The sequence below is a fragment of the Candidatus Melainabacteria bacterium genome, assembly GCA_003963305.1.
Taxonomy (GTDB): domain Bacteria; phylum Cyanobacteriota; class Vampirovibrionia; order Obscuribacterales; family Obscuribacteraceae; genus PALSA-1081.
Map to the genome: position 1 here is coordinate 130,271 of RXJR01000011.1, position 18,155 is coordinate 148,425.

An 18,155-nucleotide genomic window follows, 5' to 3' on the forward strand; every position below is an offset into this window, starting at 1 on the left:
TTTCCATAAGCTCAAATCAGAGACCCGCACTATTCCGCGAATCCGGATCAGATCGAACGATAATCAGTACAGCGACTGCGTTACATACTCAAATAACGTGTCTTCGGTGGTAACATCGAGACCGTGGAATCGCTGGTCGTAGCCGGAATGCACCAACGCGAAATTATCTCTCAACCATAGCAATACGGCTGGGTCGAATCCAGCATTGATTATGTGCTGCATTTGTTCCCGAGCTGTAGCATCTGCGGGATTAGCATCATAAGTGGTTTTAAGTTGCACAAGCCTGTTCAAGTCATCTAGCGTAATGTACCTGGCTGCGTTAGCTCCGCGTGCGCCGTACGTCTCATTAGTCGAAGAAATTGCCAGCAACAAGCTATGAATCTGCTCTCGGGTAACATCTGGCGGGAAGTAAGTCTTTCCATCGGAACTATAAGACGCTCTTGTGGGTTGAGGCCCCAGCTGCCCTGTGTATGGATTGACTTGATTGTCTGAATTGTCTGACGCATGACTGTTCGAATCGCCCGGCTGTATACGTGAAAGGGCATAACTGAGAAGTGTCACGCCGACAAATGTTGCACCTCCAAGTATTCCAACTGTTTTTAAGAAAGGCTTACCAACATAATTAAAGGCACCGCCGGCGAGTGTGCGGCCGAACTGCAAAGCGATCTTCTGCATCGTTTGAGCATTTGTCGGGACGGCAGCAGCAGGCTCACCGTTAACAGGCAAATCGTCTAAAGGTAGAGGCTGTCGGCCGAAATTGGGAGGGTCGTCTCCAGGCAGCAGCGGCGCATCATCAGAAGCAACGGATGGCGAATCATTGGCTGCAGCTCCAGCAGATGGCGGACCGTCCGGCTGCGCACCATTAACATCGGAGCCTGGGACTTGAGACGTACTCTGATAAACATTCGGCTTCGTGCTGCTGGCCGAATCTGGTGCTGCACCGAATGGGTCGGGTCCGCCGGCAAATGCGAAATTGCCCGGGAAACCAGGATTCACAAAATCATCAATGAGCTGCTTCAACCGAATCTGGAAGAGTGCAATTCGTTGCTCCAAATTCAACTGACTTCCAGCTTCTTGCAAAGTCTGCATCCAACTAGTGATACGAGCCTGGACGTATTCCAAAACACGGACTCTCTGCGACCCACTTTCTGAGGCAGTAGAGGCAGATTGGGTCACAAACTCAGTAATCATGCTCAAACCTACACCGACTAGAATTGCAGCTGCTGTAGGCAGCAAATTCTCACCGGCAGAACGAAGCGCTTCCAGAAGCTGCATATCTATGGGTTTGCCCGACCTGGCATTCTCATACAACGAGGTTCCAATGTTCGCCAAACTATGAGAGAACAAGCCGACGCCCTCCATTGCGGCAGTGTTTATCAGGGCGCGCTGGGCGAAACTGAGACCATTCAAAGCGTCTGTTGTCGACATAATCAACAAATCAGCGGTGGATCTGATTGCATCTGCCGCCGCATTTTCGCCAAGAATTTTTACAGCCATGCCGGTAGCAGCAGCGCTTATAGCATCATCTCCTGCAGCACTTTCAATTGTACGTACCAAGCCCGTCAAGCTGCCTCCAAAGCCCGCTCCAGCTTCGATGCCGACGGCATCTAAAGCCTTCACAACAGCACCACCAATCAGTTTTGAAGTGAGGCGCTCTGCGGCAAACCCGCCAAGAAGCAACATCGACATGTTCGCGGCGCCATGCAACATGTCCGGCACAGCCTCTGTTGAAAAATCAAAATCGTTTCCCATGCCAAGCTTCATTCCAGCCAGCTCAACTAGACTCGAAACACCCACCAGCACAAGCTTTCCGGCAAAGCTGAGACCGGCACCGAGCGGCAAAGTAGCAATCGTTAAACCGACCATCAAAGCGTTCATGGTGTAGGCGCGCTTCGCCTCAACATACGATGCTATCGACGCCTGGAATGTCTCCAATTCAGCTTGAAGCTTCTTATCATCACTTGCGCCGGTTTCCCAGGCGATAACTTCACGCAACAGCTGATCGCGCTGAGCCTCCATTCCTTGTAACGCAGAATTCCAGAGGGCAAATGCAGCAAATCCTGTCTCACTCATCATAGATTTGAAAGTTGCATCGTTAGCCAAATCCTTCCATGACTCGGGACGAATCGTAAGGGCGTTCACCAGCCGATCTTTCCACTCAGAGCCAGCGGCATTCAAGGTATCGGCAAAAACGTCCCGGTTGAAAGCCTGACTGTACTCGAGGACCATTCTGATTTTCGCGGTCTTGTCCCCTGGCGCGGCATCCGCACCATCCATGACATGAAGCATGTTTACAATCGAACCGGGATCGTTCACATAAAGAACGTGGAGCGTATAAAGACGCATTGTTTCCGCGGGGTCAAAGAGGGGCAGATGCCCAGCAATTCCAGGGCTAGCCTCATCTTTCAGGCGATTGAGTGCATGAAACAGGACTTGCTGTTCCTCGCCTGAAAACCTATTCAACAGAGCCGCATAAGATTGCTGACCAACCGGCTGACCATTTGTATTCTGCATATTCGCGAGAATTGCTGCTCTATCATTTTGACTAAGAGAGAGAATTGCAGTCAGCAGATCAACCTTGCTCTTATCAGATGAACTCAACGTCTCAATTGATTGCTCCAAGCTATTGAACTGCTCCACTCGTAACCGATCCTGCGCCAGCTGGACGTCAGAAGCACCAGTCGCGGTATCAAAACTGAGCTGCTGGGAAGGAGTGAATGGAGGGGTTATAGTTTTTGGCTGATGAGTCAAAGACGAATTGCTGTCTAGATTCGGCGCCAGAACAGGCAGACCATTCGTCAAGGAATTGAAATCGCCAGCATTCATAGTGACAATGTGGTCAATCATAATCTCAGCCAACTGTCGAGAATCAAGTGGCAGCATGTTTATGTCGCGCCTGACAGCACCGGCGTAGTCAGGACTGCTGCGCAACATTTGCATTTCAGTGAGGGGCATATTGTAGAGATGGTTGAGAATTCTCTGTATGCTGACTGGGTCACTGAGGTCTGGATTAGCATCAAAAACAGCGGTGGTATTCCCGCCAGTCGGTCCACCATTTATTAGATATGCCTCGTACTGAGCAATCTGACTCCAGCAAATTGGATCTTGTGCAAAGGGCCAGACCCAGGCAGCACCCTTCAAATCTTCAAAAGTGGTGGCATAAAACGAAGTAATATCTCTAACTGATTTATCGGGGTACTTCGCCAGGAAAGCACTGACCTCATCAGCCAAATCTTTATTGACACCAGGGTTCGCCAAATCGAAATTATTCAACAAGGCGATCTCTTTTCCTAATTTATACATCTGCCGCTCTTCGTCAGTGATATTCATTGCAAGATCAGTCAAGATCCTATTCTTATCGGTGTACAACAAACCGGTGTTTTTCGTGACCAGACGATGCAGCGAGATAGCGCCTACTGTGGCATAACCAGTAGCATCAGCAAATTCATCTCCTGCAAAATGTTGGCTGAGCACTGGCAATCCATTTGGATCATCTCGATACGCAGCCCTTTGCTCAGGTGAGGCATACTGAAACGCAATGCTAAACAATTGAAGATCGTTATGCTTCAGCGCAATATATTTCAAAGTATTAAAAGCACCATCATTCAGGTAGGCATCATTTTGACTACCGGACTTAAGAGCATCGATACCTTGAGAGAGCAATGGTAAGGCCTGCCTGAAGCCATCAGAGATTCCAGGTGCATTTGAAATCGCCGATATGAAGTCGTATCCATACCGGTCTCGAAATTCCGTTTCATACTGCCTGATTTGAGCAGCAGTTGAGCTGCCCAACAGATAAACGATTTGCTGCTGAGCAATGTTCTGAGCAACTTGATCGCCACCGGCATTGGCCGCAATTTGCATCAATTCAATAATGTTATTTCGAAGCCGCCCGTTCTCTCGTTCGCCGGTGATATACAGCAATCCCTGGACTGTAGCTTTATCGACGTCGCCCCAATTTGCGGCAATATCAACCAAATGAGATTTCTGACCGGTTAGCAAAAAATATTGATCATCTACGGCCAACCGATCTGCGACAGATAGAGTCGTGAGTTCCGGCAGAAGCTTGCTTGAATCATCTTTGATTGATTGCGCAATCCGTCTGGCTGTAGTGGTATCAATAGATAAATATGAGGTCGTTCGCAGACTGTCTCCATTCGGATAGTAATTCTCAATGGAGAGAGTCGTTCCAGAATCAGTCTGTTGTGTCGAAGCTATCGAAATGCCGCCATGCACATCTAATTGAATGTAAGCTGCTTGCTTCGACCCGTCTGAAGTTTTCCAAACTGAGCCATCCCAGTAGTAAACACCCTCCGGCGTTGAAAAACTTTGATCTGGCTGTATTCCGTATGTCGTTCCATCCAGAAATGTTACGGTCTGAGGTTTATCGTTAACAAAAGAAACTCGCCTGCCGTCGCTCATCACAGACTCTGCCACCGACTGACTTCCATCTATAACGATTGAGAGATCATCGACCGCTTGCACCGCCATTATGGTGACATTACCAGCAAGATCAACGCCCACTTCTCCACCTAGCCGTTGTCCGGATGCGTCGGTAGTAACGAGAGTCGAAGCAGTGCCATTGTTGCGCGAACTTTGCTGCCAGACCTGTCCGCTGCGATCGATAAAAGAAGAGACAAAGCGAGTTTTGCCCTCACCGTCTCCGCCCCAGGTAAACTGCTGACAGCTCCCATCAGAATAACTAATTCTACTCACCTCACCATTTTGGGACTCGATAGTTCGACCATCGGCAGTGAATTGAATAGCAAAAGTCCGATGATGAACAATTGAATCTTCCATGAGCTCAAGGGCCGTTACATTACCCTGCCCATCGACTGAGACAGTAAAGTCTCGCACCGCTTCGAAGTGAGCTTCGGTGCCGTCGGCATTGAGTAAGTGCCAACTTCCGTCATCCTGCAACTGCATGCGTCGACCGGATGAATCAACAACACCGGTCAGCTCCAGGGCACCACTACCGGGGACACCAGTTTGACGATAGTTAAAAGCTGTCGACTCACCATTCGGGTGTATCACCTCATTAAGAACTGGGGGATTCCCGGAAGAGACCAAAAATACACCGTGATTGAGCTGAAATGGAATGTCAGGACCAGAAGCTGAATCTTCCAGTGCAGAACCAGTCACATCAACATGCAACCAGGCATCATTAGACCGAATCCACTGCGAGCGATCCGCCATCACAATCTTGCTGAGAGCTCCGTTGCGGTCCAGCAAATATTCGTTACCTTGCAAGGTCAGCGATGTTGGCTTTCCATCCCGGCTAACCGCCACGATAGTGCCATCGGCAAGCGTCCGGACCATGGAACCGTCAAAATTTATAAGTTTGGTTGAGTTGTCCGCGTATCTCAATAACAAGGCATTGTGAGCGGAGTCGAATTCGGGGGTCTCGCTCAAGGCTCGTTCGCCTGAAATCAAATTGCCCGCCGCGTCAAAGTGTCTAAAGGTTCCATCCTGCATTTTCCAGGAAGATCCATCCGCTAAGGTGACTTGCTCTTTTGACAAGTCTGCAGCATTCCGAGCCAATTCAAACCCAGGAAGTTTTTCGTTGATAGCACCATCTGCGGTATACGTTATGCGCAAACTGCCGTCTTTAGATTGGAATACGATACCGGCTGGGTCCTTTGTCTGCTCAGGCAGATAGTTCATCAGATCCATATAAATCTGAGGGTCGCCAATTACGGACGCATCGTATTCCGAGGCACTGCTTGCCGCCTTAAGTTTTGCCGTATCATGAAGACGCCATCCTTGACCGTCATATCTCCAGGTCAATGTACCGTCCGGACTATCCAACTGGCTGGCTTGCAGCCCGCGCATGCCACTTGCATCACCGGGAGCAAAAGTTATGATCCAGTTATTAGCAGCAATTTTCTGCAAAATTCCATTAGCATCATTGTATTGAATTGCGCCGCCTGGCAAAACTGTTGCAGAAGTGCCGTCAACATCAGTGATTGTCACGGCACCATCGGCGGTCTGTCTTCTGAATGTGCCATCTAATAGAAAGCTAAGCCTCGCGCCCGTCTGATCAAACACTGATACAGTACCAGTGGAGGGATCATACGCATTTTTCAGAGTATCAAGCGAAGCAAATTGACCACCATTCCCACCCACTAGAATGGCGTAATCGGGATCTGCAAAACACCTACGCCATGTTTGCAATTCTTCTAAGGTTACCCCCGCCTGCTGCAAGCGATTTATCCAGACTGAATCGCCCTGCGTGACAGCATCGATGACATGGTCTAGATTTCCAGTGCCCACCAAGCCATCGGTACCGCCAAACGTCACACCGGCATTATCCAGAAGACTGAACAACGTGCTCGTGGTTCCGTCCTCGTTACTAATAACGCTGCTGGAAAGTCTCTTCGCCAGCGAGGCACAAAAGAATTGTGAATTTAGACTGGTCAGTTTTACAATCGCATCGGAGAGTCGAAAAGTTCCATCAGCGTTTAGCAAACTGCTGTATTGGAAATCAGAGAGTGCAGCAAAAGCTCTAATCAAGGGATCTTTCGAAGGGTCCATTGCCAACTGCCGAAGCTGCTCGCGAGTCAGTGGTCCAGATGGTAAGTCGGCAGTAATTTTGATATTAAGTCGAGGCAGAACTCCCTCTTCTTCCATCAGCAGAGCAAACTCACTCAAGGCAGTTTCATTTTGGAATACGCCAGGATTATTTTGAATAAAAGCCCTGGCTTCAGAGTCGACATCAGACAACCTGCGCAGGGCGCTGACTTCATCAAGGATTTGTCTAGTGGCGTCGTTGGGCATCTTCAACTCTCTTGGAAAAGTACTTCTCAGAAATCTGACTACAATTTTGTGTAAAAGCTATGGAATCAGAGGAGCAGGCTGAAGCGTGAAAGTCAGCAAGTTCTCATGATGCCGCACTTACATGAAAGTTTGCGGCATCAGTAGCTCAAATCAAAATAGAGATCGATTGAATAATATTTGTAGAATTCCACCATCAAACTTCGCGATATCCACACTGCAATCGCAGCTTCAAGTGCAAATTACAGATAAAATCCACAAAACGCTGATAATTTGCTGCCATATACCTGCACATCGAGTCGTAGCCAAAGCAGGTGACACCATATGGAGTGCAATCAATGCCCGACAGAACGGATGTGATAAATGAGGCGAATTACCTGATTCAGGAAGTGCGCAACAACAAGCCCATGCAAGACGTTCTTGCAGATTACGTTGCCTACCTGACGGAAAACCCGGAAATCGGTCAAAATCCGGAGCTAAGTCACACGATGTCAACCGCACTGCGCTCTATCCTTCCTGACTTGATAGTCGAAGATATTCACGAATCGAAAGAAGGCGGGCTCTCCGCTACTGAAACTCACGATGAACTAGTGGCTATGGCAGAAAGCGGTTCGCCCTATGCTGAATTTGCAAAGCTGCTATTGAACGACCAGTACATACTGCAGCAAGCAGGCGTGTTAAATAGCAATGACACATTCATCGCCGGCGACACATCTTTCAATTTGTCCCTGCTGAGAATTGATGAACTCTCACACAAGCTGGTTGCTGGAGATAGCACCGCCCTGTCTCAGGAATTACTATCGGACGGTACCGGAATCTGGCGAGATGCAGCAAATAACATCGTCGCAGCCCAATTCACAAACGGCATGATCGTCCACCTCAGAGGAAACACGAGCGCTACTATCAGCTCGAAGGAAGATCTGTTCAATCCTGACCTGACACAGACTTTGGTTCCAACACAAATAGATTATCCAAACGGCGCCATGGTGCTGCAAGACCCTTCATCAAATCAGTGGTCGTACGTCAACTTCGATACAAACCAGAACTATCCAACAGAAGATGTATCCTGGCAATCCAGTTACTTCAGAACCGTACACGAAGACTCAAGCAGCCCCCAGCGGCAGAGCACAAACTCAGGCCAGGTAGATACATACGTGGTTCCGATTAACACTCAGTCGTCTGATGGCACCAGGACAGAGGCAACTTTCGACGCAAGCGGCAGGTTAGTCGCGTTCTCAAGAAAGGGCCAAGATCCCAATCAAGTTATACAGATCGACGGCACTGCCGGTCAACAGTATGTTCAACTTCCCGGAAAACCTGCTTATCAACAAACAGGTCCCGGTCAGTGGAGAGTGCTCGGACCTGATGGTGTCTGGAAGCCCGTGACCGAACACGACATTCCGTCCATTACACCAATGAATGGATATTTGGACGTGACGTTAGGACCTGATCCAGGTGGCATCGATCGTGGTGCCTACGACACAAATCCAGGCGGAATGCACGTCACATTTTTCCCCAATGGAGATAATGAAGATGCTGATTACGAAAGATCATTCGCCAACAATGTTCACATCAGCAACTTAAAAGGAAGTGTCTCAAACCTTAATGAAAATGGCTTTGTTGCCGTCTCACCCGATAGCATAGTAATTCTTCCTGACCGCACCACAGTTCAACAAACGAGCGATGGGATGTGGGGCCATTACAGCCAATCAACGGACCAGTCGCATCCTCTGGCGCGCGGAAAGTTCCTGGGACTGGTCAGTCAACCATATTACGAGGTGCACTCCGAACCTCGGCAACCTACCGTTTGCTTTGCCTCAGATAATCCAGACGCGCCCCTCGTGGCAATTACCTTTGCCCCCCAGACCGGAAGATACAAAATGCAGGTAAATGGTGTACTGGAAACTTTCAATTTTGGGGGAAAAATTTTTCAAGTTGAAAGAAGAGATGGATCAGTCATCCAATTCTCGCAAGATACAGCAGTGCCGTATCCGGTATCAATTGATTTTCACAAGTTAGGAACAACTCCGGGAGTGAACACTCATCCAGTTACATATAATGAATCATCTCCAACACTATGGACGAGAGATGGAAAACCAGTGACTGTTGAAGGTATTGAAGATGGTTCCGATTATTCCTCAATCACGATAACCGATGAGAATGGAAACCAGGATATCTTTCCTGGCGGCGGTCTTGCTCCGCAACATAGGGATGCTCTGCCCGAGGCGCAAGACACAAGTCAGGCAAACTCAGTCACTGCAGAGATTTCTCTCGGCCGAAGCAAAATACGATTGAGAGATGGCGTCCCGATCTCAGTCACAGTAGATGACTCTGAACTTTCAAACATGCTCATTACTCCTATGCTGTCGGCTAATGGAAAATCACTGACCATCGCCATCCCGCCGCCAGCCTCGAGTGACTTTAACGTTGTAGTATCCGCTGACCTGTCCACGATCACAGTAACTAACAAAAAGACAGGAGAAATCGAAAGATTCTCCGCACAAGGCGTTGAACAATTCAACTCATAAGAAATCGATTTAGTTCAGGTCTGGTGGTCTGGAGGCTAGAGACGCCAGTTGCATCCCGGCCCTTGAATGCATGTGACTCGGTCAGCAAATTTAGTTTCCACTCAGCGAATTGAAAGGCGGCGACTGCGGCGCTGGAGGCACAGGCAGCTGATTCGTCGCGGCGTACTGAGCAATTATTTGCTGAGGAATGTGAGCACGTTCAGTGGGCGGTGTGACGCCGTACTGATAAGGATGAGCCTGATATTCCGAATTTTTCATGACTGCCGCGACAATTTCTGGTGTTGGATTGATTTTGTTTTCAACAAGTCCTTTACCTATGAATAGAGCCTGGTCAGTAATGATCGGATGCTCGTCACTGACGAATTGAGCATCCAACATGTATCGGGCCGCATTAATTGACTCCACATTTTGATTGCTCGGAGAAACCCATTTGGCAGCGTTTAAATTGTCCACGTTAAATGCCGTCGGAGGAGCGTTGTGTGCAACCAACCTCTGAGCAATCTCCATATTCGCAGCGTTTAACACACCGGAAGAAGCACCATTTGCTCGCAGAAGCACCGCCGCTTTTAACATGTTGCCATCAATCGTCTCCGGCGGAATATGATTATTGAGGAGCAGATGCGCGGCCTCAATTTGTTCCTCGGCTATGGTGTCGCCCGGTGCACTCAATCGTGTGGCAATCCCCTGTGCAACAGTATGCCTGGATAACTTTCTTCCATGAGTATATCCGTTAGCCTGAGCCATTTGGATCATCTGCGGCGATACATTTCCACCACCATGGTCCATCAGTGCTCCTGCCACTTTGAAGTCATCATAAGAGATGCCTTTGGCCTCATAACCATCATTTATCATCTGAACAACAAGTTGTCTGTTCTGACTATTTGAAGGCGCTCCGATGTTTCTCAAGACCTGATCGGCCAGATGCGAAGGCGTGATCAGATTTTCACTCGAAGCGGAAGCGCCTCCCAGTACAGCCTGCACCACTTGCGGTGAGGGATGGCCTACCGCATTAGCCTGGAAACCAGCAACAACTTCAGCAACCTCAGGATTTGCAATTTGACTGTCATCGAAGCCGGCACGGCGCAGTTGTTGAACAGTCTGCGCGGCAAGATTAATCACCGTCGGTGATGCATCGGCAAGAGACGAGACCTCGCCTGAATTCTGCCTGACATGAGTGCGTAGCGCAGCAAAAGCAGTTTCATGAGAAGTGCGGCTCGAACCAGCTCCAGCCATGTCGGCAACTGCACGGACGAGCGCCGGGTTACGACACGCCTCTGGTCCTTCAAATTTAGAAATCACCCTGCAAGCATCGGCTTCCTCCGGCGTAATCGCATTGACTAAAGGTTGAGCTTCATGGTTACCCATCTGAGAGCCAGACTTGTTGACCATTGCTTCGATGTAGTTGTACATACCAATAGCTTTATCACGCTGTCCTATACGGGTTCCAGCCACCAGATTGCTCGCGTAAATCGCTCTCATCAAGTCGTTAATCTGGAAACCGTGACTGATGTTAGTGCGAGTGGCTGAAGCATTGGAGCGATTCAGTCCGCTTTCCGTCGAATCTTCATCAGTCATCTGAGCAAGCATGCCGGCTTGACGATTGTTATCGTAGGGGTTGAATGTATCAGTCAGTTGCTTGCTAACATCATTTTCGTGACCAGCATCACCGAGCGTAAGGTAGTGCGCTGAACCGGCCGCCAATTCATCTAACATTCCCAAATGTCCGCGGCTCTGACCCAGCTTAGATTGATTGAAGAACTGTCCCTTCGCTGTGTATAGGGCAGCGGCTGCCGCGTGCTCTCCGAGCGTGCGAGGCTGATCCAGGTGTCGAGCAAGAACAGAGCGACGAGCCGCATCCCGTCCACGAGGATTGTTTGCCAGGTCAGTTGCCATAGCAGCAGTGGCGATGGTAAATCCCATCTCTTCTTCGCTTGCACCTTGAGCATATTGGACCATACGAGCGCCCCGCTCGCCCATATGGATTGTTGACTCGCTACCAGTTCCGTAGTTAGCCATATTTGTTCCATCGTTCAAATCTTGCACCCAAGGTCTCATGCGTGCGTTGGTGTAGAAGTGTGCCAGCACACGAGCTAGACCTTTCGTTGCCGCAGGATGCACTCTTCTGAGATTCTCAGTATCAGCACTTGATTCAACTTCAGCTGGTGTAGAAGTAGCTCTGGAGCTCTCAGAGTCATTTGTGTCTAGATCGGCAAATGGCATTGGAGTTTGCCCTGAGGTTTGGTCCAGAGACTGGGTCGAAGTTTGCTCTAAGGTCTGCTCCAAAGCTTGGGTGGAAGTTTGCCCCGAACCTTGATCTAATGGTTTGTCTATAGCTTCAGGAGCAACGGACGGTAATTGCGTCTCAGTTTTTTCATGACCTGTCAATCCTTCCAATTTCTTCTCCGGAGCTTTCGATGGTGGGACTGGTCGATTAACTGATTGACTCGTATTCACAGTTGATGAATTCCTTACCGCGTTCCCACCAGCACCAGAAGCACTTGCAGCCGAGGAATAAGTTGAATTGATATTGGTGTCGCCGTTCTCCAACCTGCCCGCCTTTTGCCTGGGTGCCTCCAACTGCTGCGCGTAGGCTTCAGGAGCACGTGCAGTACTGGGTAACTTCAATGTCGTCGCAGTAGTTTCAGGCGTGCCAACAGAAGCATATTTTGCATTCAACTGATAATCTGAAATGTCTGTAGCAGCTTTCTTGATCGATTCGGTTACGCCCGTCAGTCCCTTACTTACAAGACCGGTAGCGGCACCTGCTGTCAGAAACTCTGACACAGGGCTGATCTGCGCACGTCCCATAAAACTCGGCACCTGTATCATTATTTGCAATACGCCAATGATCAGCAAGATTTGCGCACCACTGGCCTGGTCCGATGCATTCAATACAATGCAAAGCACCTTGAGTAAAACCAACCAAACAAAGGACCAAAGACTTACCTCTATAAAAGACCGCACGAAACCTGTCGCCATGTGCTCGGTATCTGGTGAGGCGAAGCAGACCAGGAAGATATAGCCAAAGAGAAATTGAGCAGCCAGAAGCGCTTCTTGAATAGCTTTCAAGACCAGGAAATAAACGATTTCGGTGATGATTACGACACCGAAAACGATAAACAAAAGCCAGCCTACTAAAGCGGCAATGGAACCGCCGGCACCACCAATAACCATGCCGGCAGGTCCGCCAACGATAGACCCTCCAAGCGCGCCCATAAATGGCGCAAACGAAGCCAGTGCCAGTCCAGCAGTACCTGACATTATCGCAACGAACACCTTCTCAATCGTGTCGACCAAAAGATTGCGCTGCGCAGGATCGTTAAACCAGACAGCTTTGATCATCTCATTTGTCAAATCAAGCTCGAGCGTATACATAGTTTTCCAGAGAAGAATTACGGCAATAGTAAATATCAATCGTCCGATTGCCGACATCCAGCCGCCTGAACGTCCACGCCATGCCCCATCAGACCAATGTCTCCAAATTGCCAGAACAAAAAACAGCAAAGACAGATCGATGGCAATGTAAAACATGACATCGGCAGTTTGATTGAATAATTTTTGAACATCGGTCTTAGCGTCACGCAACCCATCAGCGGCTATGTTTGGATTTAAAACAAAGAGCAAAAGAAGCGCGCTTAGCTTTCGTGCCAGGGGGCGAACGACGTCTCGGAGCAGTAATTTGACCCATCTGGAAAAATACATCCCTGGATCTTGCAAAAACTGCGATACATTGAAATCTTTGTCGTCGAATCGACTGTCATATTCATCGACAAAGTCTGGATTTGTATCATAGGGATCATCGGCGTTCGCGGTTGGGTCTACGCCTGTACCGCCAGATTGAACTCTATCATAGGTATAAGTCTGTTCGAGAGAAGGAATAGGTTGATTCTGCTCAACTCCCTCCTGGACCAACGTTGTGGTAGTCGAACTACTGTCCTGCTGTGCAACCGCACTGCTCGAACTGAAAACGAGAAACGTTGACGCCAGTATTCCCGAAAAAACGAAGATAACAGTACAACGCGATAATTTCATAAAGCTAGCCGTGTTTGAATCCCAAATGTTGCGTCCAATTTCGCCATCTGCAGAATAAAGAGTTTTTTGCGAATACGCACTGGTGTGCGTACGCCATAGAATTCACATTACGTACTAGCGCAACTTAGCATCAGCGGAGTAAGCAAATAGCTTGCACTACATCAATGGATTATTGTCCGGGTTGTACTATACATTTGCTGTAGGGAAGAACTTATCAGAGTAGCGCTAGCACCACACATGAGAGTTACCCCAGCAAAACAGCGAATACCAGCTACGCTAGCGCTTCACTAAAATTCAACTTCGTGATCACACCGATCCGAAGTCAGAAAATCTACTCACAATAAATACGGCAATGAACTTTGAGAAAAGTTCCACCAAATTTACACGGTAATATCCGAATATTAGACGGTCCAAAGAAGAGGATTGTTTTATGGAAGTCCATTCCAGCCCGACTTACCAGGATTTTTCTGTTCCACAAAATCCGATTGATTTCCGCGTTCCAAATCTGTCGCCCTCGCTCAGAGACACACTGGTAGATGCGAGCCACGAACTAAAGACACCACTTTCATCCATTCGCAACTCACTCACTCTATTAAAAATCGGGGCTGCCGGTCCTATTCCAAAAGATGCTCAAGAAGTACTGGATGTGGTCGAGCGGAGCACCATCAGATTGATCGGTTTAGTGGAAGAACTTCTCAGCGTGCAGAGAATAGCACTCAAACTTGAGGCACTTGCGGTGGGCAAACTAACAACTACGGCAGCGGAAATGCTGGCTGGCGAAGCTCGAGCAGCTAACATCGATATTCAATTGCCGCAATCACAAGCTTTGGTCTATGGTGATGCAAAACGACTTCTTCAAGTACTCGTAAACCTGCTATCTAACGCAATCAAATTCTCACCTCCGGGTAGCACAATCAGGGTTCATACCCGGGACGAAGTCCAATACGTAACAATACTGGTATCAGATCAAGGGGTCGGACTTTGCGACGGCGATCAAGATAGAATCTTCAATCGCTATCATCAAGGGACCTATAAGAATGACCAGGGAAGTGGACTAGGGCTGGCAATTTCAAAGCAGATTGCCGATGACCACAACGCGCAAATCGGTGCCTATAACAATATGGGTGAAAGCGGAGCAACATTCTGGATTCGCCTCAATCGAATCCCCCCTGCGTGATGCACTATTCATTCAGTTAGTTCAGAATCAATAAATTCGAATCAGAGCGGATAGGAAATAGCGAATTAGCTTCAGAACTCAGCGCAGGATCAATCCGCACACACTCAATTTCTAGCCGACTCATAATTACGGATCAACCACGTACGCGCAGCCTCCAGACCATTATTAGCCGCCACCGTACACCAGAAGAGTGCCGCATCGAAGTCGCGCCTGGTTCCGCGTCCAAAGAAGAAAAGCTGAGCCATGAGAAACTGGGCTTCCGCATCTGCATCTGCTTTCATGGCCAATTTCACACAATCACCAAATGCTCGAGACTCATCGTAAAACAGACCGTCAGTATCCAGTTGCATCTGCACCAGAGCCAGACGCGCTGCCATATACCCCTGTTCGGCGGCAAGAGAAAAATACTTGTACGCCAGGCGATCATTCTTGCGCACAAAACAACCTGTCAAATACAGCTCAGCGAGCTTGTATTGCGCGGGAGCAAATTTTGCAAATGCAAGCTGTTCCAGCAGCTTAAAACTGGCAATGACATTACAATCTGGTGCTGTTCCATCAAAATGCATGAGCAGCAAATTAAACTGAGCAAGCCGATAACCACCAGAAGCAGCACGTTCCAGGTGTCTGTATGCTTCCTTATACCGCCCCTGTTGAGCCAAATGCAAGCCCAGGTTATTTATAGACGGCAAATAGCCGCACCTTGATGCCCGCTTGTAGAGCAGAATAATTTGGTCGTGGTTGTTCTCGGTCGCTTCCATTGTCAACCGAACAGCCGCCTGATGCCAGCCTTCCGGAACTACGCAGTTATCGGCATGCACAAACCAATCAAGCGATGACTGAAAGAATGGATTAGAGCTATCCGAACGTTCAACTATGGTTTTAAGTGTCATCTGAGCCTGGATATATCCCTTTGTCGCTGCTCGTCTACAAAGTCCCCAGGCTCTATGGATGTTTCTCGGTACCAGATACCCAGTCTGGTACATTACAGACAAAAGAAAATCGGCTCCAGCTCGAAGTTCTGGAACTGGGCAAGCCGTGATTGCTAAAGTTCTCATCATCAACTCATGCTCTCCATTTACATAGCGATATTGCATTCAGTCGCGTGAAAAAAAGCTCGAAAGAACGAGGATTTTTTGTGAACACCACATCTGGTGATTCCACAAAAATTATCGATTCCCTCAATACAATTTCAACCTGCGATTCCTAACATGGCAAGAGCCATACAAGGAGTCACTGAAATTGAAGACAGCCAATCAATTGAATGATTTTGAAATGCAGCAAGAAGAGTCTGGCGGCGGTATTCAAAGAACCGCTTCAGGCGCACCCGAACTTTCAATAAGAGAGTGGTACGAAGGCACCAAATACATTATCAGAGATCGCTCTAGCTACAAACACAGGATAGAAATGATGATTCTGGTTGGAGCGGAGCCGATACTTGATTTCGGAGTTTAAAAGATGACAGTACAAACGATGGTAACAGCGGTGGTGCCGGTCGATCAGAGCAAAAATCTGTCTCCCGGACAATCGGCAAATAAAGCCGATTTAGAGCAGATTCTAAACGTTGGAGCGCTCAGAGCGGACAGCATTGCGAACGAGGACTTTTCGCCCGCACCTATGTGCATGACCAGAGGAACATATTCAGTCCACAACGATGAGTGTTATTCCGTTCCAGACTTTTACGAAAGCGCCTATGCCAAACGTCACCCCTGGCAGGAATACAACCACAAATTCAGTGCCGGCATCAGTCAGCGTGGACACTACCGCTCCCTCTTTACACCTGGCGGCAACTACAAAAATTTCTACGACATTTTTGCCATGTCACGGGCACCATCATTCCATGAAGGGAGCGTCGTACCAACATTCTACGCACCAGACGAGAATTGCACGGAAACTACGATATCGCTACCCCGCAAAGGCAGGGAATTTGAAAACTATCGCCCATTTGCGATTGAACCAAGAGGGTACACACGTTCATATTTCTACGGAGCAGCGAGATGATGCCTGAAAATCCAGGTACTTTCCACAAACAGCACATAGTATTCAGCCAGAGTCGGCTAGAAGAGGAACTCAAGAATGAATCTCGAGAATTTCAAAACAAAAATTCCTTCCGACAATACCCAAAAGAACGAAGTAGTTTTGTTGGACGCAAATAACGCCATCACGCTGACCGAGTGGCGAGCATTTCAGAGTTGGTTTGATCAGCATATGGCAGAACTACAAAAGTATGTCGACAACACCTTTGGCCGATTAACGATTGACGGACTGTCAGCGGAAGATCATCCTCTAAATACAATCGACTCACACCGAATGCGAAGAATAGAAACCGTTGTTATAACGACACCGATAGCGACAATAAGTGCGTAGAAACACAACGCCTGAGATCGCTCGTAACAGATAAGAATGCTATTGCTGAAGGGAAAGAACTCACCAAATATGGTGAGTTCTTTTTGTGCAATCTTGGTATCGAAGACTGAACCTCCTGAACTAACCGCTCGTGGTAGGAACAGGTTCCATAAATGCATGCATTGGGTTAACTGGCGTAGCTGTCGGTTGCGCAGTTTGAGCTAAGGGACTAGTTGTTCCCGCAAGCGTTGCCGGTACACCCGAAGACGACGCGGAGTCAAGCACAGGCTGTCGACCGGCAAGCAAAAAAGTCGTAGTGTTGAGATTTCGATCTGCAGGCGTCAGAGTGGCGGCTAATGTCTGGTTGTCGATCACGTAGCTGCCGGAGGAATCAGACAAAATGAATTTAGCCGGCAACGTTTCAAACAAAGGCATTCCCAAAGCATCATGCGCAGAAACCAATTTCTCATCGCCGCTTTCCTGATAGTAGATGCGGCGTTGAGCATTGCTGTCTATCACTGAGTATGTGGTAACGGCAGAATAAGGTCCGTTATCAACAGAACCCGTAAAATCGTAAGTGACGGATATCGTGCTCTGGTCTGGATAAGTGATCACATACTGTAAGGGCTTTCCATTGCTCTCAGTTAGACTGATTCGCAAACCATTAGCTTTCATGGTATCTGTTTTCTCGTAGCCATCGTAATCAGTCGTTGTTGTAACGTCACCATTGCTGGCATAAGTCACGGTAGTAGTCGAGTGATCATTTTGGGAAAGATTCAAGTTGCGTCTGTCGAGAACCATTAGTGATTGCTCTGCCGCACCAGTTGGATTCTCAACCAATCGAAAGGCATATTTGGGATCTGAACCGATATATGTTCCGCTAACTGGGTCAAAGCTATAGGAATTAGTCTGGGTAGTTTCGGGATCGCGCACCTGCAAAATTTGTCTGTCAGCACTGACGTTATAAGCCCAACCGGATGGCAGTATCACGTCCGTCGAACCATTCGACTCAGTAATCTTGAGTTCGGGGAAATCAGGTTGGATTGCGGTTCCGTCTGGACTGATTTCGAAAGGAGGCAGAATTAAGGAATCAGGTCCTGACTGGGAATGTGCCTTATTAAGCTCATTAACCAGTTGTGTCGCACGCTCTTTCCAACCATTAGACTGAATAGGGTCAAGCGGATTGCCGTAGATGTAAGATCTAGCTTCCTGAAAAGCGGCTACATAATTCCCATCTCGTTCATCCCTTTCAATCTTATCTAACACCGAATCAGGCATGGTTGAACCTCCAAATGACAGTG

General features: G+C 48.3%; 9 protein-coding genes. 5 read left to right on the forward strand and 4 right to left on the reverse strand.

Translation table 11 applies throughout. The features are described 5' to 3' along the window. Positions 1-63: 63 nt before the first annotated feature. Positions 64-6,777 carry a hypothetical protein gene (locus tag EKK48_14040; protein ID RTL41481.1) on the reverse strand — a complete coding sequence of 2,238 codons (6,714 nt, stop codon included), beginning with the start codon at positions 6,775-6,777 and terminating at the stop codon, positions 64-66. A 335-nt stretch (positions 6,778-7,112) separates the two neighbouring features. On the opposite strand from EKK48_14040, the gene EKK48_14045 reads away from it, so the two are divergent. Then, positions 7,113-9,302: a hypothetical protein gene (locus EKK48_14045; GenBank protein RTL41482.1), complete on the forward strand. Its 2,190-nt coding sequence runs from the start codon at positions 7,113-7,115 to the stop codon at positions 9,300-9,302. Between the two features lie 90 nt (positions 9,303-9,392). On the opposite strand, the gene EKK48_14050 is transcribed toward EKK48_14045, so the two are convergent. Then, positions 9,393-13,334 (reverse strand): hypothetical protein, encoded by a 3,942-nt coding sequence (locus tag EKK48_14050; protein RTL41483.1) that lies wholly within the window; start codon positions 13,332-13,334, stop codon positions 9,393-9,395. A gap of 430 nt (positions 13,335-13,764) precedes the next feature. Between EKK48_14050 and EKK48_14055 the strand changes: the two genes are divergently transcribed. Then, positions 13,765-14,511: a HAMP domain-containing histidine kinase gene (locus EKK48_14055; GenBank protein RTL41484.1), complete on the forward strand. Its 747-nt coding sequence runs from the start codon at positions 13,765-13,767 to the stop codon at positions 14,509-14,511. A gap of 104 nt (positions 14,512-14,615) precedes the next feature. On the opposite strand, the gene EKK48_14060 is transcribed toward EKK48_14055, so the two are convergent. Beyond that, complete coding sequence (locus EKK48_14060; GenBank protein RTL41485.1) at positions 14,616-15,605, reverse strand: sel1 repeat family protein; 990 nt, start codon at positions 15,603-15,605, stop codon at positions 14,616-14,618. A 145-nt stretch (positions 15,606-15,750) separates the two neighbouring features. Between EKK48_14060 and EKK48_14065 the strand changes: the two genes are divergently transcribed. The 3 genes from EKK48_14065 to EKK48_14075 all read left to right on the forward strand — a co-directional run bounded on the left by EKK48_14065 (position 15,751) and on the right by EKK48_14075 (position 16,875). After that, positions 15,751-15,963, forward strand: coding sequence for a hypothetical protein (locus EKK48_14065; protein ID RTL41486.1), 213 nt, complete (start codon positions 15,751-15,753; stop codon positions 15,961-15,963). Positions 15,964-15,966: 3 nt separating this feature from the next. After that, a complete protein-coding gene (locus tag EKK48_14070) occupies positions 15,967-16,509 on the forward strand; it encodes a hypothetical protein (protein ID RTL41487.1) in 543 nt (180 codons plus the stop codon). A 75-nt stretch (positions 16,510-16,584) separates the two neighbouring features. Further along, a complete protein-coding gene (locus EKK48_14075) occupies positions 16,585-16,875 on the forward strand; it encodes a hypothetical protein (protein RTL41488.1) in 291 nt (96 codons plus the stop codon). Between the two features lie 120 nt (positions 16,876-16,995). Here the strand turns inward: EKK48_14075 and EKK48_14080 are convergent, their stop codons facing one another. Then, on the reverse strand, positions 16,996-18,132 hold the full coding sequence (locus tag EKK48_14080; protein ID RTL41489.1) for a hypothetical protein: 1,137 nt from the start codon (positions 18,130-18,132) through the stop codon (positions 16,996-16,998). Positions 18,133-18,155: the final 23 nt, after the last annotated feature.

What these genes read in the sequence shown, in the direction of transcription:
- EKK48_14040 (RTL41481.1), bottom strand. Translation starts at nt 6,777, where the DNA reads ATGCCCAACGACGCCACTAGACAAATCCTTGATGAAGTCAGCGCCCTG.
- EKK48_14045 (RTL41482.1), top strand. Translation starts at nt 7,113, where the DNA reads ATGCCCGACAGAACGGATGTGATAAATGAGGCGAATTACCTGATTCAG.
- EKK48_14050 (RTL41483.1), bottom strand. Translation starts at nt 13,334, where the DNA reads ATGAAATTATCGCGTTGTACTGTTATCTTCGTTTTTTCGGGAATACTG.
- EKK48_14055 (RTL41484.1), top strand. Translation starts at nt 13,765, where the DNA reads ATGGAAGTCCATTCCAGCCCGACTTACCAGGATTTTTCTGTTCCACAA.
- EKK48_14060 (RTL41485.1), bottom strand. Translation starts at nt 15,605, where the DNA reads ATGCAATATCGCTATGTAAATGGAGAGCATGAGTTGATGATGAGAACT.
- EKK48_14070 (RTL41487.1), top strand. Translation starts at nt 15,967, where the DNA reads ATGACAGTACAAACGATGGTAACAGCGGTGGTGCCGGTCGATCAGAGC.
- EKK48_14075 (RTL41488.1), top strand. Translation starts at nt 16,585, where the DNA reads ATGAATCTCGAGAATTTCAAAACAAAAATTCCTTCCGACAATACCCAA.
- EKK48_14080 (RTL41489.1), bottom strand. Translation starts at nt 18,132, where the DNA reads ATGCCTGATTCGGTGTTAGATAAGATTGAAAGGGATGAACGAGATGGG.